The 18,702-nt window shown below is 60.4% G+C and carries 23 protein-coding genes; 13 read left to right on the top strand and 10 right to left on the bottom strand.

The genetic code is table 11. The annotated features are described in order from the left end of the window. Positions 1-129 precede the first annotated feature (129 nt). Positions 130-294: a hypothetical protein gene (locus QEO92_RS26350; protein WP_200884034.1), complete on the bottom strand. Its 165-nt coding sequence runs from the start codon at positions 292-294 to the stop codon at positions 130-132. 174 nt (positions 295-468) lie between these two features. Here QEO92_RS26350 and QEO92_RS26345 point away from each other — a divergent pair, with 174 nt between their 5' ends. From QEO92_RS26345 to QEO92_RS26320, 6 genes are all read left to right on the top strand, one after another. Further along, the gene (locus QEO92_RS26345; protein WP_037159440.1) at positions 469-816 is read left to right on the top strand and encodes an ArsC family reductase; all 348 of its coding nucleotides are present in this window, start codon (positions 469-471) and stop codon (positions 814-816) included. Between the two features lie 40 nt (positions 817-856). Further along, positions 857-1,285 carry a putative toxin-antitoxin system toxin component, PIN family gene (locus tag QEO92_RS26340; protein ID WP_037159443.1) on the top strand — a complete coding sequence of 143 codons (429 nt, stop codon included), beginning with the start codon at positions 857-859 and terminating at the stop codon, positions 1,283-1,285. Next, positions 1,282-1,512 carry a ribbon-helix-helix protein, CopG family gene (locus QEO92_RS26335; protein ID WP_037159446.1) on the top strand — a complete coding sequence of 77 codons (231 nt, stop codon included), beginning with the start codon at positions 1,282-1,284 and terminating at the stop codon, positions 1,510-1,512. Before QEO92_RS26340 ends, QEO92_RS26335 begins: the two co-directional genes overlap by 4 nt. 8 nt (positions 1,513-1,520) lie before the next feature. Then, the gene (gene ybaK / locus QEO92_RS26330; RefSeq protein WP_227704988.1) at positions 1,521-1,994 is read left to right on the top strand and encodes a Cys-tRNA(Pro) deacylase; all 474 of its coding nucleotides are present in this window, start codon (positions 1,521-1,523) and stop codon (positions 1,992-1,994) included. A gap of 7 nt (positions 1,995-2,001) precedes the next feature. Next, positions 2,002-2,889, top strand: a complete 888-nt coding sequence (locus tag QEO92_RS26325; protein ID WP_037159450.1) for an MBL fold metallo-hydrolase — start codon at positions 2,002-2,004, stop codon at positions 2,887-2,889. A gap of 69 nt (positions 2,890-2,958) precedes the next feature. Next, positions 2,959-4,212, top strand: a complete 1,254-nt coding sequence (locus QEO92_RS26320) for an aminopeptidase (protein WP_037159452.1) — start codon at positions 2,959-2,961, stop codon at positions 4,210-4,212. Between the two features lie 20 nt (positions 4,213-4,232). Here QEO92_RS26320 and QEO92_RS26315 read toward each other — a convergent pair whose 3' ends face one another. Then, positions 4,233-4,826, bottom strand: coding sequence for an NAD(P)H-dependent oxidoreductase (locus QEO92_RS26315; RefSeq protein WP_037159454.1), 594 nt, complete (start codon positions 4,824-4,826; stop codon positions 4,233-4,235). Then, the gene (gene xseA, locus QEO92_RS26310) at positions 4,826-6,433 is read right to left on the bottom strand and encodes an exodeoxyribonuclease VII large subunit (protein ID WP_227704987.1); all 1,608 of its coding nucleotides are present in this window, start codon (positions 6,431-6,433) and stop codon (positions 4,826-4,828) included. Before xseA ends, QEO92_RS26315 begins: the two co-directional genes overlap by 1 nt. A 302-nt stretch (positions 6,434-6,735) precedes the next feature. Between xseA and QEO92_RS26305 the strand changes: the two genes are divergently transcribed. The 3 genes from QEO92_RS26305 to QEO92_RS26295 all read left to right on the top strand — a co-directional run bounded on the left by QEO92_RS26305 (position 6,736) and on the right by QEO92_RS26295 (position 7,691). Continuing rightward, positions 6,736-6,999 carry a spike base protein, RCAP_Rcc01079 family gene (locus QEO92_RS26305; protein ID WP_037159459.1) on the top strand — a complete coding sequence of 88 codons (264 nt, stop codon included), beginning with the start codon at positions 6,736-6,738 and terminating at the stop codon, positions 6,997-6,999. 96 nt (positions 7,000-7,095) lie between these two features. Then, entirely contained in the window at positions 7,096-7,326 is a 231-nt protein-coding gene (locus QEO92_RS26300) for a hypothetical protein (RefSeq protein WP_227704986.1), read from the top strand. Further along, positions 7,323-7,691: a GtrA family protein gene (locus tag QEO92_RS26295; RefSeq protein ID WP_227704985.1), complete on the top strand. Its 369-nt coding sequence runs from the start codon at positions 7,323-7,325 to the stop codon at positions 7,689-7,691. Before QEO92_RS26300 ends, QEO92_RS26295 begins: the two co-directional genes overlap by 4 nt. Positions 7,692-7,697: 6 nt before the next feature. Here the strand turns inward: QEO92_RS26295 and QEO92_RS26290 are convergent, their stop codons facing one another. Continuing rightward, a complete protein-coding gene (locus QEO92_RS26290; protein ID WP_227704984.1) occupies positions 7,698-8,684 on the bottom strand; it encodes a Gfo/Idh/MocA family protein in 987 nt (328 codons plus the stop codon). Between the two features lie 188 nt (positions 8,685-8,872). On the opposite strand from QEO92_RS26290, the gene QEO92_RS26285 reads away from it, so the two are divergent. Further along, positions 8,873-9,823 (top strand): aldo/keto reductase, encoded by a 951-nt coding sequence (locus QEO92_RS26285; RefSeq protein ID WP_227704983.1) that lies wholly within the window; start codon positions 8,873-8,875, stop codon positions 9,821-9,823. A 59-nt stretch (positions 9,824-9,882) separates the two neighbouring features. Further along, a complete protein-coding gene (locus tag QEO92_RS26280; RefSeq protein WP_227704982.1) occupies positions 9,883-10,878 on the top strand; it encodes an aldo/keto reductase in 996 nt (331 codons plus the stop codon). A gap of 252 nt (positions 10,879-11,130) precedes the next feature. Here QEO92_RS26280 and QEO92_RS26275 read toward each other — a convergent pair whose 3' ends face one another. The 6 genes from QEO92_RS26275 to infC form a co-directional block, all read right to left on the bottom strand. After that, a complete protein-coding gene (locus tag QEO92_RS26275) occupies positions 11,131-11,748 on the bottom strand; it encodes a hypothetical protein (protein ID WP_227704981.1) in 618 nt (205 codons plus the stop codon). 74 nt (positions 11,749-11,822) lie between these two features. After that, complete coding sequence (pheT, locus tag QEO92_RS26270) at positions 11,823-14,246, bottom strand: phenylalanine--tRNA ligase subunit beta (RefSeq protein WP_227704980.1); 2,424 nt, start codon at positions 14,244-14,246, stop codon at positions 11,823-11,825. A 15-nt stretch (positions 14,247-14,261) separates the two neighbouring features. Next, a complete protein-coding gene (gene pheS / locus QEO92_RS26265) occupies positions 14,262-15,344 on the bottom strand; it encodes a phenylalanine--tRNA ligase subunit alpha (RefSeq protein ID WP_227704979.1) in 1,083 nt (360 codons plus the stop codon). 192 nt (positions 15,345-15,536) lie between these two features. After that, a complete protein-coding gene (gene rplT / locus QEO92_RS26260; RefSeq protein WP_037159486.1) occupies positions 15,537-15,941 on the bottom strand; it encodes a 50S ribosomal protein L20 in 405 nt (134 codons plus the stop codon). 37 nt (positions 15,942-15,978) lie between these two features. Beyond that, complete coding sequence (gene rpmI, locus QEO92_RS26255) at positions 15,979-16,182, bottom strand: 50S ribosomal protein L35 (RefSeq protein WP_037159489.1); 204 nt, start codon at positions 16,180-16,182, stop codon at positions 15,979-15,981. 195 nt (positions 16,183-16,377) lie between these two features. Then, positions 16,378-16,914 carry a translation initiation factor IF-3 gene (infC, locus tag QEO92_RS26250; protein WP_081953048.1) on the bottom strand — a complete coding sequence of 179 codons (537 nt, stop codon included), beginning with the start codon at positions 16,912-16,914 and terminating at the stop codon, positions 16,378-16,380. 183 nt (positions 16,915-17,097) lie between these two features. On the opposite strand from infC, the gene QEO92_RS26245 reads away from it, so the two are divergent. Together QEO92_RS26245 and QEO92_RS26240 are read left to right on the top strand one after the other, a co-directional pair. After that, positions 17,098-17,901, top strand: a complete 804-nt coding sequence (locus tag QEO92_RS26245; RefSeq protein WP_037160100.1) for an alpha/beta hydrolase — start codon at positions 17,098-17,100, stop codon at positions 17,899-17,901. Between the two features lie 131 nt (positions 17,902-18,032). Further along, positions 18,033-18,644, top strand: a complete 612-nt coding sequence (locus QEO92_RS26240) for a transglutaminase-like cysteine peptidase (protein WP_037159493.1) — start codon at positions 18,033-18,035, stop codon at positions 18,642-18,644. Positions 18,645-18,702 lie beyond the last annotated feature (58 nt).

The following is an 18,702-nucleotide window of genomic DNA, read 5'->3' as shown; positions in this document are numbered from 1 at the left end:
CACCTCCCAGATATTAGGAGATTATCTGATAGCGATGGTTAACGGACAGTTTCCACGTGTATCACTCCCGACCCTATACTTAAGGCTGAGAGTGAGCTTGTCGGATGCCCGAAGGATCGAGGATCGGGCTTAGCCGATCCGGTCGAAAGCCTTGGGGTCGATGCCGAGCATCTGAAGATCGCTGTTGTTCGGGCGACGATGGTTTTCAACGGCGGCCGAAACCGAGATCGCAGCGCTCATGACGGCGAAGGCGCGGCCAATGGCACCACCACGGGTCTTGCTCTTGATGGACATGTTAATCTCTCCTTTTTCGTTCCACTAAAATATGATGTTTTGCCCGCTTTTGTGCAATGCACAACAGAACAAGGGAGACATGCAGCTTTCACATAACGCTCATTGAGCAAGCGCAATGACTTGCATGGCAAGTGCTGCTCTTGTTATCGGTCTGCCCGAAGCAGGGGGTATTCGATGGCAATCACGATCTACGGCATCAAGAACTGCGACACGATGAAGAAGGCCCGCGCCTGGCTCGACAGAAAGGGCGTCGCCTACGACTTTCACGACTATAAGGTCGAAGGCATCGACCGAGCCCATCTTGACCGATGGGTGGATCGCGCCGGCTGGGAGATGGTCCTGAACCGGGCCGGCACGACCTTCAAGAAGCTGGACGATGCCGACAAGGCCGGGCTCGACCGCGAGAAGGCAATCGAATTGATGCTTGCCCAGCCCTCGATGATCAAGCGCCCCGTTCTCGAAGCAGACGGCAAGCTGGTCGTCGGCTTCAAGCCGGAGGTTTATGAGGCAGAAATCGGCTGAGTTGTTGACGTTGGTATGATAGCATATATGCTGTCACCTCATGAAGGTTGTAGTCGACACGAACATTTTTATATCCGCTATTATGAATGCGGAAGGCACGCCTCGTCAGGTGATCCGCTTGTGTTTACAGGAGGAGATCACACCTTTAATGGCGAACGCCCTTTTCTCGGAATACGAAGATGTTTGTAGTAGGGATGACCTCTTTGTTCGGTCGCCGCTTTCTGTTGAGGAGAGAGCGGAGTTGCTGCAGGCCTTCTTCTCGTGTTGCCAATGGGTATCGATTTATTTCCTCTGGCGGCCCAATCTTCGCGACGAAGCGGATAATCACATTTTGGAACTGGCGATCAGCGGCGGCGCAGACGTTATCATAACGGCAAATAAACGCGATTTCGCTCAATCGGAACTGGCATTTCCGAAACTGAAGATTTTCACTGCCGGTGAGTTTCTGGCTTGGAGAACTGCAAAATGAGCACTCTGACAATACGACTTCCTTCGGATCAGCATGAACGCCTCAAAGCACTCGCTGCAGCGCGCGGGACGAGCATTAACAAACTTTTCGAAGAGTTCTCGGCCAAGGCACTTGCCGAATTCGATATCGAAACCCGTTTCCGCTTGCTTGCGGCGAAGGGGAACAAGAAACGCGGGCTTGCCCTTCTGGACAAATTGGACCGTTCTCACTCCCAGTTGGATCGATAGCAGGCCATATGTCCAAGACCACTCGCGCCACCCAGGCTCTCGACAAGGCGGGTGTCGCCTTCACCACCGTCACCTATGATTACGATCCGAATGCCGACCGGATCGGCCTGCAGGCCGCGGAAGCAATCGGCGAGGAGCCACGCCGGGTGCTGAAGACACTGATGGCGGAAGTGGACGGCAAGCCGGTCTGTGTCGTGGTGCCGTCGGATCGTGAAGTCTCGATGAAGAAGCTCGCCGCCGCCTTCGGCGGCAAGTCAGCCAACATGATGAAGCCCGCTGACGCCGAGCGCGCGACCGGCTATCATGTCGGCGGCATCAGCCCGTTCGGGCAGAAGAAACAGGTGCCGACCGCGATCGAAGTTACGGCGCTTGACGAACCCCATGTCTTCATCAATGGCGGCCAGCGCGGCCTGCAGGTTCGGCTTGACCCGAAAGCAGCACGGGATGCATTGAAGGCGATCGCTGCCCCGCTCGTAACGTGAGACGACCATGTCCGAAATGACCGCGACATTGCGAATCCTCGAGCCCTTTCCGGGCATCTTCGCCTATTACGACGGACGGATAGCCGGCAAAAGGCTGCATGCCGAAACGGCCAACTGGCTTGATGATGGCGCCTATGCGCTCGGCGTCGCTTCCTATGCCGTCGTCGATGGACAGGAGGCGCTCGTCTACGACACGCATATCTCGCTCGATCATGCCCGCGCCATCCGCGCTCATCTCGAAGGGCTCGGGGTCACCACGATCCGGGTCGTGCTCAGCCACTGGCACGATGACCATATTGCTGGCAATGCGGTGTTTTCGGACTGCGAGATCATCGCGCTGAAGCTGACTGCCGAAAGGCTCGCGCAAAACCGCGAGAAGATCGAGAGCGCCGATCCGCCGATCTCGCCGCTCGTCATGCCGAATACGGTTTTCGAGAAACGGCTCGACCTCGTCGTCGGCACCCAAAAGGTCGAACTGCATCATTTCGCCATCCACAGCGCCGACGGCAATGTCATCTGGCTACCGGAGCAGCAACTGCTCCTGGCCGGCGACACGGTCGAGGATACCGTCACCTATATTTCGGAGGCGGCCGAGATCGGAATGCATATTGTGGAACTGACACGCATGCGCAGCTGGCCGATCGCCAAAATCCTGCCGGCACATGGCGATCCGGACCGTATCGCATCAGGCGGCTACGGTCCGGCCCTGATCGATGCGAACCGGGCCTATCTGCAACGGCTGACAGGCGCCATTACGGCCGGAGAGGAGATAGATCCCTCCCTCAAATCCTTCGCGGCAGAAGAAATCGCCTCCGGTGCGACCCTCTATTTCGCACCCTACGAGAAGGTTCACGCAAACAACATCGCGGCGGTCAAGGCAGCAATGGATCGCTGAACGATCTTCAATTTTGCCTCAAACCTCTTTAAGTCTGGCAGATCGCACAGGAAGAAAGCAGAGGCCCCCATGACAATCGTGCCGAATTTTCAAACCGTCGTCGATCCGCAGAAGCTCGAGAAACTGGCGGAAGTGGCCATCAAGGTGGGCCTCAGGCTCGAGAAGGGTCAGGATCTGGTCATCACGGCGCCGCTTGCCGCCCTGCCGCTCGTCCGGCTCATCACCAAGCATGCCTACAAGGCCGGGGCCGGTATCGTCACGACCTTCTATTCTGACGAGGAAACCACGCTGGCGCGTTATGAATTTGCGCCGGACGCAAGCTTCGACAAAGCCTCCGACTGGCTCTACGAGGGCATGGCCAAGGCCTATGGCAATGGCGCGGCGCGCCTTGCCATTGCCGGCGACAACCCAATGCTGCTTTCAGGCCAGGACCCGTCCAAGGTGGCGCGCGCCAACAAGGCAAATTCCATGGCCTACAAGCCGGCGCTGGAAAAGATCGCCAATTTCGACATCAACTGGAACATCGTCTCCTATCCCAATCCGTCCTGGGCCAAACAGGTCTTCCCGGACGTTCCCGAAGACGTAGCCGTCGGCAAGCTGGCGGAAGCGATCTTTGCCGCATCGCGCGTCGATGTCGCCGACCCGATTTCGGCCTGGGCGGAGCACAATGCCAATCTCAAGAAGCGGTCGAGCTGGCTGAACGGCGAACGCTTCTCCGCGCTCCATTTCACTGGCCCGGGGACGGATTTGACCGTAGGTCTCGCCGACGGCCACGAGTGGCATGGCGGGGCTTCCACCGCCAAGAACGGCATCACCTGCAACCCGAATATCCCGACGGAGGAAGTCTTCACCACGCCGCACGCCTTGCGCGTCGAAGGGCATGTGTCGAGCACCAAGCCGTTGTCGCACCAGGGCACGCTGATCGACAATATCCAGGTGAAATTCGAGGGCGGCCGCATTGTCGAAGCCAAGGCGACCAAGGGCGAGGAAGTGCTGAACAAGGTGCTGGACACCGACGAAGGCGCCCGCCGGCTCGGCGAAGTGGCGCTGGTGCCGCATTCCTCGCCGATCTCCAAGAGCGGCATCCTGTTCTACAACACGCTTTTCGACGAGAACGCCTCCTGCCACATCGCGCTCGGCCAGTGCTATTCGAAATGCTTCCTCGACGGCGCATCGCTCAGCCAGGATCAGATCAAGGCACAGGGCGGCAATTCGAGCCTCATCCACATCGACTGGATGATCGGCTCCGACAAGGTGGATATTGACGGTATCAAGGCTGACGGCTCGAAGGTGCCGGTCATGCGCAGGGGCGAATGGGCCTGATCCAGGCGCTGCCTGATCGGTTACCGCAAGACCTGGAGCGCGGCCCTGACGCGCTCCAGGTGCCACTTCCGCTTCTCGTCGGTCGCACGGTCCATGTCGTGCAGCGCCAGCATGCGGAAATCGACCTTTTTGCTGCAGAAGATCGCAATACCGCGCCTCAACTGCCGGCGAACGGGATCGCCCATATAGAATTTCACGATCCACCAGGGTGAGCCGGTCGTCGTGAAGGCCCAGAAATGGCGAATATTGGTAAGCAGCGGAATGATCCGCCCACCGGCCTTGTCATGGCGGAAGGCCACGCCCGGCGCGAAGACGCGATCGAAGAAGCCCTTCAGGATCGCCGGCAGATTGAACCACCATTGCGGAAAGACGAGGATCAGCGCTTCCGCCGCCTGCAGCCGCGCAACCAGATCGGCGACATCAGACGTATCGTAAGGCACGTCGAAATAACCGCGCCGCTCCTTCTCCGTCAGCCGCGGATCGAAACCTTCTGCATAAAGATCAAGAAGATCGACCGTATGGCCGCCTGCCTCCAGGGTCTCGCGTGCCGCACGAGCGACGGAAGCCGCAAAGCTTTCGGGCACGGGATGGGCGAGAACCAGTAGAACCCGCATCAGAAGAGGCTGCCCTGCTTCGGCTTGTCACTCCCGCTTTCAGGCTTCACCACACGCTTTTTCGGCTGTGGCGGAGCGAGAGGCCGCTCGGCGAGCTCACCACCCGCTCCCGTCACAGCCGCGATACGTCCATCGGCGAATTCGACAGCGATCGCCTTTCCCTCACCAATGCCGGCAGCACGGGTCAGCGGCCTGTCGTCTTCCCCGCGCACCACGGCAAAGCCGCGCTTCAGCACATTCTTGTAGGAGAGCGACTGCAACACGCGATCCTGTGCCGTGATCGCCGAACGGCTGCGGGCAAGCGTGTGCGAAACCGCCGTATCCGCATGACGAGACAACGACGTGAGATGCTGCCGATCGCGCTGCAACTGGCCGATCAGCCGCGCCGGCAGGGCCTTCAACGATGCCTCGAATTTCGCAACGCGCCCGCGTTCTCGCAACAACTGCCGTTCGAGGCAGCGTTCGCTGCGTGTGATCCGGTCGGCCAGCAATTGCCGCTGCTGGGCAAGGCGGTTCGTGAGCAGTTCCAGCCGGAGACCCGATGAGGCTCGCTCGAAACTGCGACGCTTGACGACGGTCGTACGCTCAAGCCCACGTCCGAGACCGGCTGCCGCCTCATCGAAACGGCGCCGCGGCAAAGCCAGCAACTGGTCAAGCGAAGGAAGCGCGCGGACCAGCGCCCTTACGGACTGGCGGCGCAGGTCCATCTGACGGCTGGCGCAACCCCGAAGGCGCGCCGTCAGGTTGGCAATCTGCGCGTCCAGATCGGCCTTGACCGGCACGGCCATTTCCGCCGCACCCGTCGGCGTCGGGGCACGCACATCCGCCGCATGGTCGATCAGCGTCCAGTCGGTTTCATGGCCGACGGCTGAGATCAACGGGATCTCGCTTTCCGCCGCAGCCCGCACCACCGCTTCGTCGTTGAAGCTCCAGAGATCCTCAAGGCTGCCGCCGCCGCGCGCGACGATCAGCACGTCCGGCCGCTTGACGGGGCCGCCCGGAACAACCGCATTAAAGCCGCGGATCGCTGCGGCCACCTCGTCACCCGACCCTTCGCCCTGTACTTTCACCGGCCAGACGATGACATGCACCGGAAAGCGGTCGGAGATGCGGTGCAGGATGTCGCGGATGACGGCGCCGGTCGGCGAAGTCACGACACCGACCACATGCGGCAGGAAGGGAAGAGGCCGCTTGCGGTTCTGATCGAACAGGCCCTCGGCTGCAAGCCGCCGGCGTCGCTCCTCGATCAGTGCCATGAGCGCGCCAGCGCCTGCCGGCTCTAGGCTCTCGATGACGATCTGGTATTTGGACGAGCCCGGAAACGTGGTGACCTTGCCGGTCGCGATGACTTCCATGCCCTCTTCAGGCCGGAATTTGATGCGCGGGAAGGTGCCCTTCCAGATGACAGCATCGATGCGGGCGCGGTCGTCCTTCAGCGAGAAATAGGCATGACCCGAGGAATGCTGGCCGCGATAGCCGGAAATCTCGCCCCGCACCCGCACGTGGTCGAAAGCGTTCTCGACCGTGCGCTTGATCGAGCCGGAGAGTTCCGACACCGAATATTCAGCGACGTTCGTAGGCGAATCGTTGGCGATAAGACTGTTCATCCCGTTCTTTTAAAGGATGTGGCACGCAAATTCACCATCCGAAGCGCAGCGAAACGGGGACGATTGGTCTCGAAAAGCGAGGCCGAAGCGGAAGGTTTCCAAGGAGCTGCCGCAACATTTTCCCGGCTCCCTCATTGCGCAACCGCTTGAACCAGCATCTTTTCTTTTTTCACGACGGCCACATTTCCTTTCTGTGGAGCAGCCCGGATTTCCGGAATCCGATGTTTTTTCGCCCTCAAATTTCCCCGGAGCAGGGAGAAAAGCGACAATGACGGCGAAGGACATTCAAGGAGATTTCGCCCATGCACGACCGTTTCGCCAACATGCAAGCCTCGCTTTCCGGCCCCGCCTCTTCCGGTTTTTCCATCACGCCCAGCGACGGCAGCGATCTGCCAGAGGCCACGCGGGCGCTCTATGTGGGGACCGGAGGCAATCTGACGGTGCGGATGCTTTCCGGCGAAACGCTGACGCTCTCGAATGTCTCGTCCGGCAGTCTTCTGCCGCTGAGGATAACCCGTGTCCTTGCGACCGGAACGACGGCAGCGGCGATTGCCGGGCTCGTCTGATGAAAGTGCCTAGGATTTCTGAATAGGAATCCGGCAAGCATTTGTTAGCACGCGGCGAATATGCTTGCTTCACCCGGAACGGAAAGGAGATGTCGAGTGCTTTTTTTGACCGCTGCATCGATAGGCGTTTGTGCCGGCATGATGCGGTCTGCCTTTTCGGTGGCGTTCATCGCGTTTCTGATCGTCGCCACGTTTGCGCTCGCCACCCTCACCTCGCCCGGGCCGGCATCCTATCTCAATCTCCTGATCGCCATTCTCGGCTACAATGCCGGCCTGATCAATTTTCTCGCCGGTCTTCTCCTCATCCGTCGCCTTCGCGCGGCATGAAGCGGCTCTTCCGGTTGCTGATTGCGGGGGGCGGCGGCTTTCTCATCGATGCCGGGCTCACGCATATCCTCATCGAAGCCGGCAGATTTGGCCCGTTCCTCGCCCGCATCCCGGCGATCATGGCCGCCATGGCTTTCGCCTGGCTCGTCAACCGCACCTTCGGCCGATCCCCCCGTTCTCCCGCTGCCGAAGGCTTTCGCTACCGGGCGATCGGCATCACCGCAGCCTTGCTCAACTACGCCGTCTATTCGGCGCTCATGTACCGGGCGTCGTTCCTGCAGCCGGTCGTCGCGGTCACCTTCGCGTCGCTGGCGGCCATGGTCTACAGTTTCTTCGGCTATTCGCGCTTCGTCTTCCGGCACTGAGCCACATCAGACCGCTTCCCAGCCGTCGTGACCCCCGGCGCGATAGATGGCGTCGATGAACTTCTGGTTCAGAAGCGAATTTTCGAGCGTCACCACCTCGGCCTTCTCCCCCTTCGCAGCGCGCGCGAAGGTTTCGACCTGTCGTTTGTACTGGCGGCTGTCGGGGAAGCGGAAAATCTGCGAGGTCGCATGGTTCTGGTTGGCGACCTCGATCTCCTCGGCGCCCCAGCGGTTGGCGTTGAAGGGCGATTTCACCTCGATGTAGCCCTCGGTGCCGTGGAAGACCATGACCTGGCGGGCGGCCATCTGGGTGGCAATATAGAAGGTCAGTTCGAACGAACCGAAATCCGCCTTGATGCTGGAATAGATGTCCGTGCCGAAGCCCGGATCACGCTCCACCTTCGCCTGCACCTTGAACGGCTCCTTCTCTGTGACGAAGCGCGTGGTGATCGTCGGGTAGACGCCGATATCCGGCAGCGCCCCGCCGCCAAGTTCGGGAATGTTGCGCATGTTCGAGGGATCGCGATTGAAATAGGTGAAAGCGCCCTGCACATGCTTCAGTTCGCCGATCGCCTTTTCCCTCAGAAGTTCGCGCACCTTCAGCCAGACCGGCGCGTAAGTCACCATGAAGGCTTCCGAAATCAGCACCTTGTTACGGTCCCGCGCGTCGATCAGCGCCTCGATCTCGCTGGCATTCAGCGCGATCGGCTTTTCACAGAGCACGTGCTTGCCGGCTTCCGCGGCTTTTATCGACCATTCCACGTGCTGGCTGGTCGGCAGGGGGATATAGATCGCGTCGATCACGTCCGAGGCGAGCATCTCCTCGTAGGAGCCGAAGGCATGTGGCGCGCCAAACCGGTCTGCCAGCGCCCGGGCCTTGGCGAGATCGCGGCTCGCGAAGGCCGTCACCACACAGTTTTCCGCATCCTGAATGGCCGGCACCACCAGTTCGCGGCCGATCTTGGCAGTCGACAGGATTCCGAAACGCAGCATGGCAACCTCCATTTAAACACTGGCGCCGCACTTTATTGGGCAGGCCGGACCGGCGCAACGGATGCTGGATGCCCCGCTTGAAAAAGTGAATGTCCGCGCAAAATAAGGACTGGCCGTCGGCGGAACATCGGCTAATCTCAGGGTCCTTTCTCAAGCTATCCACTCACTTTAAAAATTTGGAGGAAACCATGGAGCTGCGCGCACTCGGCCGGACCGGCCTTTCCATTTCGCCTGTCGTTTTCGGCGGCAACGTCTTCGGCTGGACCGCCGACGAAAAAACCTCCTTCGACATGCTCGATCGGTTTTTCGCTGCCGGCTTCAACACGATCGACACGGCAGACTCCTATAACCGCTGGGTGCCGGGCCATGTGGGCGGCGAGTCCGAGACCATCATCGGCAACTGGCTGAAGCGTGGCGGGATTTCCCGCGACAAGGCCATCATCGTCACCAAGGTCGGCTCCGATATGGGCCAGGGCAAGAAAGACCTTTCCGCCAAATGGATCCTTGAGGAGGTCGACAATTCTCTCCGCCGCCTTCAGACCGACTATATCGACCTCTACCTCGCCCATTGGCCGGACGAGACCACGCCCTATGAAGAGACGCTTGGCGCCTTCGCGAAACTCAAGGAAGCCGGCAAGATCCGTGCGATCGGCTGTTCCAACCTCGACGCCAGGATGCTGCAGGATTCCTTCGACGCCGCGGAAAGGGCCGGCCTGCCGCGTTACGACGTGCTGCAGCCCCAGTACAATCTCTACGACCGCGGCAGTTTTGAAGGACCGCTCGCCGAGCTCTGCATCAGGGAAGAGATCGGCGTCATCAATTATTACGGCCTCGCTTCGGGCTTCCTGACGGGGAAGTATCGCGACACGGCCGACACGGAAGGCAAGGCGCGCGGCGCACGGGCGCTGACCTATCTCAACGACAAAGGTCTTCGCATCCTCGCCGCCCTCGATGAAGTGGCCGTGGAAACCAACACGGAACCCGCCTCGATCGCGCTTGCCTGGCTCATCCAGCGGCCGGGCGTCACCGCGCCGATCGCCAGCGCCACCAGTGTCGAACAGCTGGAAGCGATCATCGCCGCCGGCAACCTGACGCTTTCCGACGATCAGATGAAAATGCTGAACGAGGCCGGCGCCTGATATTTTCCGCGGGCATGGCAACACGCCCGACATCCCGTTCGATCCTGAAGGAGGGTCCCATGAAAATGAGGAAGCTCGGAAGAGAACTGACCGTCTCCGCAATCGGTCTTGGCTGCATGGGCATGAGCCATGCCTATGGCGGCCAGGACGAGCAGGAGGCAATCAGGACACTGCATCGCGCCGTCGAACTCGGCGTCAACTTCTTCGATACGGCGGAGGTCTACGGACCGTTCAGGAACGAAGAACTGGTCGGCAAGGGCCTGAAGCCGTTCCGCGACAAGGTGGTGATCGCCACCAAGTTCGGCTTCAAGATCGACGCGAATGCATCGGATTCCCGTGCCATGTCCGGGCTCGACAGCCGTCCGGAACATGTCCGCGAAGTCGCCGAGGCCTCGCTGAAACGACTTGGCATTGACGTGATCGATCTTCTCTACCAGCACCGGGTCGATCCCGACGTGCCGATCGAAGACACGGTCGGCGCCATGGCCGAACTCGTGAAGGAAGGTAAGGTCAGGGCGCTCGGGCTTTCCGAAGCGGGTGCAGAAGTCATCCGGCGGGCCTATGCGGTGCATCCGATCACCGCACTCCAGAGCGAATATTCGCTCTGGACCCGCGATCCGGAAGGGGAAATCCTCGATACCTGCCGGGAGCTCGACATCGGCTTCGTGCCGTTCAGCCCGCTCGGCCGTGGTTTTTTGACCGGCAAGGTTCAGAAGCCGGAAGATTTCGGAGCCGACGATTTCCGCCGTACGCTGCCACGTTTCAGCGCAGAAAACATGGCGGCCAACGCCTCCCTGGTGAAATTGCTGGAGGACATGGCAGCGGAAAAGGGCGTCACCGCCGCGCAGCTCGCACTCGCCTGGGTGCTCCACCAGGGAGATTTCATCGTGCCGATCCCCGGCGCCAGAAAAATCCCGCATCTGGAGCAGAATGTCGCCGCAACCGAGATCACGCTCTCGACCGATGAGCTCAAGACCCTCGGCGACATGCTGGCTCCGGAAAAATTCTCCGGCGCACGCTATGGGCAACGGGCAGCAGCCTGGACGAACCGGTGAATTGAATTTTTGTCCTGCATGTCATGCGTTGGGTGCTGCGTGTGACATGCAGGACAAATCCATGGCCACCCGCAGCATCCGCGTCGATGATGATATCAAAGCCCGCTGGGCTAAACTCTCAGCCGATTTCGGCTTATCTGTCAGATCAAGATGGAAGGCGGCGAATACATTCTGATTATCCGAGTTGCTTACCGCGGCACGGCCTATGATGCTCGCAGTGTCACCAAGAACGACAAACGATCCGAATGGCAATTAACTTTTCAGCTCCGGAAACCCCTCGTAGAATTCGGAATGGTCGCCTTCATTGTTGGCCATGCCGATCTTCGTCAGCACGCCGCGGGGCTCGGCGAAACTCCGGATGCGACGGGCCGGCTTTTCGTGCCACTGGATGTTCATCGCCCAGAGCTTCGGGAAGACCATGATCGACGCATAAGGCAGATGATCGTGGATCCACCATGCCATCCTTTGCCAGTCCCCCTCCCGGCCGTAATTGTCGATCAGCCACGGCACGACGACGCAGGCGGTCGCACCCATGAAACCCTGCGCATCGCGCCGATCCCAGATGTGGTCGGCCGCGGTGTTGGCATTTGACGAACAGTTCAGGTTGTTCCTGTTGCCGAATTCGTTGACCTTCGGTGAACGGTAGCCGGAGCGCAGATGCAGCCGGCCGAACGTCGCCTGCAGCGGCTCCAGCAACTCCTCGCAGAGATGCTGGCCCGCCTCGATCGCGAGATCAGGGTCCTCGGGAATGTTCGGGATGCCGTAGAAATTGGCGATCTCGGAAAACAGGAAATCACGGAAGAAGAAGTTCTTCGACAGCCGCACGCGGCCGAGTTCCTCCAGCCCCTTCATCGATCCCGGCGTGCGCATCATCCCCTCCAAACGAAAAGCCTGCCCCCGTGGAGGGACAGGCTATCTCTCGGAGGTGATTCACACCACCCGATTTAGGCCCGCAGCACGCCACCCGTCGTCTTCTCGACATTGGCGACGATCTTGGCGGTCAGCGCCTCGAAATCCTCGTCGGTGAGTGTCCGCTCGACCGGCTGGATCAGAACCTCGATCGCCACCGACTTCCTGCCCTCGCCGAGCGAGGCACCCTCGAAGACGTCGAAGACGTTGACGCCGGTGATCAGCTTGCGGTCGGCGCTCGAGGCCGCCTTGACGATCGCACCGGCTTCGACATCGCTTCCCACCACGAAGGCGAAATCGCGCTTCACCGCCTGGAACGGCGAAAGCTCGAGCGGCGGCTTGGTGCGGGTCGCCTTCTTCTTTGGCTCCGGCATGGCGTCGAGGAAGACCTCGAAGCCGCAAAGCGCGCCGGACACATCGAGCGCACCAAGCGTCTTCGGATGGAATTCGCCGAAATAGCCGAGCACGACCTTCGGCCCCATCTTGATCGTGCCGGAACGGCCCGGATGATACCAGGCGGGCGCACCGGCCTCGATCTGGACATTGCTCATCGGCAGGCCACAGGCCTCGACGACAGCCAGCGCGTCCGACTTGGCGTCGAAGACGTCGACCGTCTTGCCGCCGCCCTTGGCATTGCTGGACCAGAGGCGGCCAGTCCCGTTGATCGAGGCCGTGCCACGACGGACGCCGCCCGCCACGCGACGCTGGCCTTCCGGCGTATCGGTCTCATAGGTGCCGGAGACCTCGAAGATCGCGACGTCGCCAAAACCCTTGTCGGCATTGCGCTGTGCGGCCGTCAGCAGGCCGGGCAGCAGCGAGGGCCGCATGTCGGACATGTCGGACGCGATCGGGTTTGCGAGTTTCAACTCACGCTGCCCGCCGCCGAAAAGCTTCGCCTGGTCTTCGGAAATGAAGGACCAGGTAACAGCTTCCAGCATACCGCGGGATGCAAGCGCCCGCTTGGCGGTGCGGGTGCGCACCTGCAGCGTGGTCAGAATCCTACCGTTGACGCTGGCAAGCCTGTCGATCGCCTCCGGCTTGATCTGATCGACGCCATGGATGCGCATGACCTCTTCGACGAGATCCGCTTTGCCATCGACATCCGGCCGCCAGGACGGGACAGTGACAGATACACGTCCCCCCGAGCCCTCGACCGTGAAGCCGAGGCGGGTGAGGATCTGCCGGCTCTCCTCGGTCGAGACTTCGAGACCCGTCAGGCGCTTTACTTCCGAGAACGGGAAATCGACGATCTTCGACTGATGACCTTTGTAACCAACGACTTTCGCTTCTGCAGCTGTGCCGCCGCAAAGCTCAAGCACCAGCTCGGTCGTCCGGTCGAGGCCGGGCACCATGTATTCCGGATCGACGCCACGCTCGAAACGATAGCGCGCATCGGTGATGATGCCGAGCGCGCGGCCGGATTTGGCGATATTGATCGGGTCCCAGAGCGCCGACTCGATCAGCACATCGACCGTGTTCTCGTCGCAGCCGGAATGCTCGCCGCCCATGATGCCGCCGATCGATTCCACGCCGTTTTCGTCGGCGATGACGACATTGTTCGGGGTAAGCCGATACTCACGCTGGTCGAGCGCCAGAACTGTCTCGCCTTCCAGCGCGCGGCGGACCGTCAGGCCGCCCGTCACCTTGGCCGCGTCGAAAACGTGCATCGGCCGGCCCTGGTCGAACGTCATGTAGTTTGTGATGTCGACCAGCGCGTTGATCGGACGAAGGCCGATCGCCTTCAGCCTCTGCTGCATCCAGGCGGGGCTCGGGCCGTTCTTCACGCCGCGCACGAGGCGAAGCGCGAAGCCGGGGCAGAGCCCGTCGTCATCGAGGATGATCTTGAGGCCGACCGAAGTCTCGCCTTCCGTCCTGAAGGCAGGTTTGGCATGCGGCTTCAGCGTGCCGAGGCCCGCGGCGGCGAGATCGCGCGCGATGCCGTGGATCGACGTGCAGTCCGGGCGGTTCGGCGTCAGGTTGATCTCGATGACCGGATCATCGAGCCCCGCATAGGACGCGAAAGGCGTGCCCACCGGCGCATCCGCCGGCAGGTCGATGATGCCGTCGTGATTGTCCGACATGTCGAGTTCCTTCTCGGAACACATCATGCCGTGGCTCTCGACGCCGCGGATATTGCCGACGGCAAGCGTCACATCGATACCCGGGACGTAAGTGCCGGGTTTCGCAAACGCGCCAATCAGGCCGGTGCGGGCGTTCGGCGCCCCGCAGACGACCTGCACCGGCTTGCCGTCATCGGCATCGACCATCAGCACCTTGAGTCGGTCCGCCTGCGGATGTTTTTCGGCGGAAATGACCCTTGCGATGACGAAAGGCTTGTAAGCGGCCTTGTCGTCGACATCCTCGACCTCGAGGCCGATCGCCGTCAGGCGTTCGCAGATCTCTTCCAGGGTGGCATCGGTCTCAAGATGATCCTTGAGCCAGGAAAGCGTGAATTTCATTGGTCCAATCCTCCCTTATACGCTCAAACCGCCGAACAGCGTCGGCATGTCGAGCGGGCGGAAACCGTAGTGGTTCATCCAGCGGACATCGGCATTGAAGAAGTCGCGCAGGTCCGGCATGCCGTATTTCAGCATTGCGATGCGGTCGAGACCCATGCCCCAGGCAAAACCCTGGAACTCATCGGGGTCGAGCCCGCCGGCCTTCAGCACGTTCGGATGCACCATGCCGCAGCCGAGGATTTCCATCCAGTCGTTGCCCTCGCCGAACTTCACGATCGGACCGGAGCGGTCGCACTGGATGTCCACCTCGAAACTCGGCTCGGTGAACGGGAAGAAGGACGGGCGAAAGCGCATCGTCACCGACGGTACTTCGAAGAAGGCCTTGCAGAACTCTTCCAATATCCAGCGCATGTGGCCGACATGCGACTTGCGGTCGACGACGAGACCCTCGACCTGATGGAACATCGGCGAGTGGGTTGCATCCGAATCCTGGCGATAGGTCTTGCCCGGAATGACGATGCGGATCGGCGGCTTCTCAGCCTCCATCGTGCGGATCTGCACCGGCGATGTATGCGTGCGCAGAACCTTGCGCTCGCCCTTTTCATCGGCCGAGAAGAAGAAGGTGTCGTGCATCTCGCGGGCCGGGTGGCCTTCCGGAAAGTTCAACGCCGTGAAGTTGTAATAGTCCGTCTCGATATCCGGGCCTTCGGCGATCGAAAAGCCCATGTCGGCGAAGACCGCGGTAATCTCGTCGACGATCTGGCTGATCGGATGGATACGGCCGCGCTCGGCGGGCGAGGAGCGCACCGGAAGGGTAATATCCACCGTTTCCGCCTTCAGCCGCGCCTCGATCGCCGCATCCCTCAAGACCGTCTTTCGGGTCGTGATCGCGTCAGTGATCTCGTTCTTCAGCGCGTTGATCGCGGCACCGCGGCTCTGGCGCTCCTCCGGCGACATGGCGCCCAGTGTCTTCAGGAGTTCGGAGACCGAACCCTTCTTGCCAAGCGCTGCGACGCGCACCGCCTCGATCGCGGCTTCATCGCCGGCACCGGCAATTTCCGCCAGAAGCGAAGTTTTCAGGTTTTCCAGATCGGACATGGTTTCTTCCGTGTGATGGTCGGAGAGATCTATTCAGACGTCATAACGGGCAGTTTACGGGCATTTCAGTCGTTGCAGCGTCCTTTGCACGTTGCGGCCGACATGCGGCGCTGCAATGAAAAACCCGCGCCGGCCCAAACCAGCGCGGGTTTCCCAAAATCAGTGAAGCTAATGAAGCCTGGGAAGCGCTGGTTAACGAACCGCGCTTTCAAACTCGTTGGCCGTACCGGCTTCCTTGAGATATTCGAGAGCCTTCTTGGAGGCTTCGACGAGCGCGCCGAAGGCGGCCGGCTCATGGATCGCCATGTCGGACAGAACCTTGCGGTCGACTTCGATGCCAGCCTTGTTGAGGCCGTCGATGAAACGGCCGTAGGTCAGGCCGAACTCACGGACGGCAGCGTTGATGCGCTGAATCCAGAGAGCGCGGAAATTCCGCTTCTTCACGCGACGATCGCGTGTCGCCATCTGCCGGGAGCGATCGACGGCAGCCTTGGCTGCGCGGATCGTGTTCTTGCGGCGGCCGTAGAAACCCTTGGCTGCCTTCAAAGTCTTGGTGTGCTTGGCGCGGGAAGTTACGCCCCGTTTTACGCGTGCCATGTCATGATCTCCTTAATGATCCAAAGCGACGAGGGTCTCAGAGACCGTTCGGCAGGTAGCTCTTGATAACCTTCTTGCCATCGGGTTCGGCAAGGATCATCGTTCCGCGCGCATCGCGGATGAACTTGTTGGACCGCTTGATCATGCCGTGGCGCTTGCCAGCGGCGGCTGCGACGACTTTGCCGGTTGCGGTGATCTTGAACCGCTTCTTGGCAGCCGATTTCGTCTTCATCTTGGGCATTTTGCTACTCCGTTTTGTATCGAACCGACGGACGAGGCCGGTTTCAAGCATTTGGAACGGCCACGGCATGCCCTGCCGGACCGTTCGGACGCGCGCTTATAACCGCAGTCGGTCAAAAGCGCAATGGGAAAGAAAGCGTGTCGGGAAACCGGCAGGAATGCCGGCGAAACCGCGGAATGCAGGAAGGTGCGGCGCTTATTTCGGCGCCAGCACCATCATCATCTGGCGGCCTTCGAGCTTCGGCTCGGCTTCGACCTTGGCGATCTCCTGGGTGTCGTCCTTCACCTGGAGCAGGAGCTTCATCCCGAGTTCCTGGTGGGCCATTTCACGGCCACGGAACTTCAAGGTCACCTTCACCTTGTCGCCCTCCTCGAAGAAGCGATTGATCGCCTTCATCTTCACCTCATAATCATGGGTGTCGATGTTGGGGCGCATCTTGATCTCTTTGACTTCGACGATCTTCTGCTTCTTGCGGGCTTCGGCCGCCTTCTTCTGGTTCGCATATTTCAGCTTGCCGAGGTCGAGAATCTTGCACACCGGCGGATCGTTGTTCGGCGAGATCTCGACAAGATCAAGACCGGCTTCCTCTGCCATCCTGAGGGCTTGGTCGGTGGGAACCACACCGAGGTTCTGGCCTTCGGCATCGATAAGCTGGACCTTGGGAATGCGAATTTCCCTGTTGGCGCGCGGCCCCTCCTTGACGGGGGCATCGGCTTTGAATGGTCTGCGAATGGTCGTATTCTCCTGATTGTTTCGAAACGCAAGCAACGACTTTCACCTGACCCCGCCTGCGGCCGGGGGCAATGTCGTGATCGCTCGCGCGAAGTCAATAGCACGTTGTCATGAAAAAATCACCTGCTGTCGCATGCTGCGAATTTGTTTTATATGCGCGGCAAAACGTGCAAGGAACCCGCCATGACAGAGGCCGCAGCCCACATCACCGAAAAGAGGATCACCGTAGGCGAAGGGCCGGCCGGCCGCGAGATTGCGATCCTCCACCGGGCTGCGCAGAAGAAGACCGGCCTCGCTTTCGTCTGGCTCGGCGGCTACCGGTCCGACATGTCCGGCACCAAGGCAGTGGAACTCGACGCCTTGGCGGGTGAACTCGGGATCGCGGCCATCCGGTTCGACTATTCCGGCCACGGCATTTCCGGTGGGGCTTTCCGGGACGGCACCATTTCCCGCTGGCTCGAAGAGGCGCTGGCCGTCCTCGATGACATCAAGCCGAAGCGCGTCATCCTTGTCGGCTCCTCCATGGGCGGCTGGATCGCGCTGCGGCTGGTACAGGAACTGAAGAAACGGAAAAAGGCGCCGCAGATCGACGGCATCGTGCTGATCGCGCCGGCGCCGGACTTCACCGCGGAGCTTATCGAGCCGAACCTGACGGATGCGGAGCGTCGGTCGCTTGCCGAACGCGGCTATTTCGAAGAACCTTCGGAATACAGTTCCGAGCCCAACATCTATACCCGCGACCTGATCGAGGACGGCCGCAGGAACCGCGTGCTGACCGGGATTATCGAAACCGGCTGTCCGGTCACCATCCTGCAGGGCATGAAGGATCGCGACGTGCCTTACCAGCACGCCCTGAAGCTCGTCGAATTCCTGCCGGCCGACGACGTCGTGCTGACCCTGGTCCGCGATGGCGACCACCGGCTTTCAAGGCCGCAGGACATCGAAAAATTGAGGGCTGCGGCCTCAGCCCTAATTATGCATGATTAAATTTTGGCCTGAGACAAAAAAACAGCAGCCTTAACCATAATATCACGAGCCAAACATTAACAAATCTTCACCGATTGACTCTTGCGCCCGTCCAATCTTAACTTTTCGTTAGGAATTTAAGGGACGGGTCCATGATGAGAGCCTTGCAGGCACGGCTTGCCGTGATCCTAGTCAGCGTACTTGTACCAGTGAGCGCAGCAGTGCCGGCTCCAAGGTCGTTGAATTCCATGGTTACAGGCGCAGTCACGTCCCAGCCGATCGGTCATTACGAATTCTGCCAGAAATATCAGTCTGAATGTTCGATCAGGGGCCGTTCGGCTCCGGCTCCCAAGATCAGCGCCAAGGGCTGGGCTCTGGTTCGCCAGGTCAACCGATCCGTCAACGGCCGCTTCTTCGCCAAGACCGACAAGGAAATCTACGGTCGGGAAGAAGTTTGGGCCTATCCCACCAATTTCGCCGACTGCGAGGATTACGCGCTCGAGAAGCGTAAGGAATTGGCAGCTCGGGGCTTTGCCCTTTCCGATCTTCTCATGACTGTCGTCCGCAAACCCGACGGCGAGGGACATGCAGTCCTGACGCTTCGCACCTCCGACGGCGACTTCATTCTCGACAACCTCGATAATGAGGTGAAGCCTTGGCATCAGACGCCTTACACGTTCCTGAAGCGCCAGGCATCCTTCAACACAGGCCGCTGGGTAACGATCGAAAACGGCCGCGACGTTCTTGTCGGCGCATTGCGCTGATCAACGGGTCAGCACGGGGGACCCAGGCCGCCTGCGATCATCTGATCGCAGGCGGTTT

Origin of the sequence: Neorhizobium petrolearium (assembly GCF_029854435.1) — a bacterium.
GTDB classification, from domain to species: Bacteria; Pseudomonadota; Alphaproteobacteria; order Rhizobiales; family Rhizobiaceae; genus Neorhizobium; species Neorhizobium petrolearium.
Note: the sequence above shows the minus strand (reverse complement) of the source record. Positions and strands in the feature narration are given on the sequence as shown.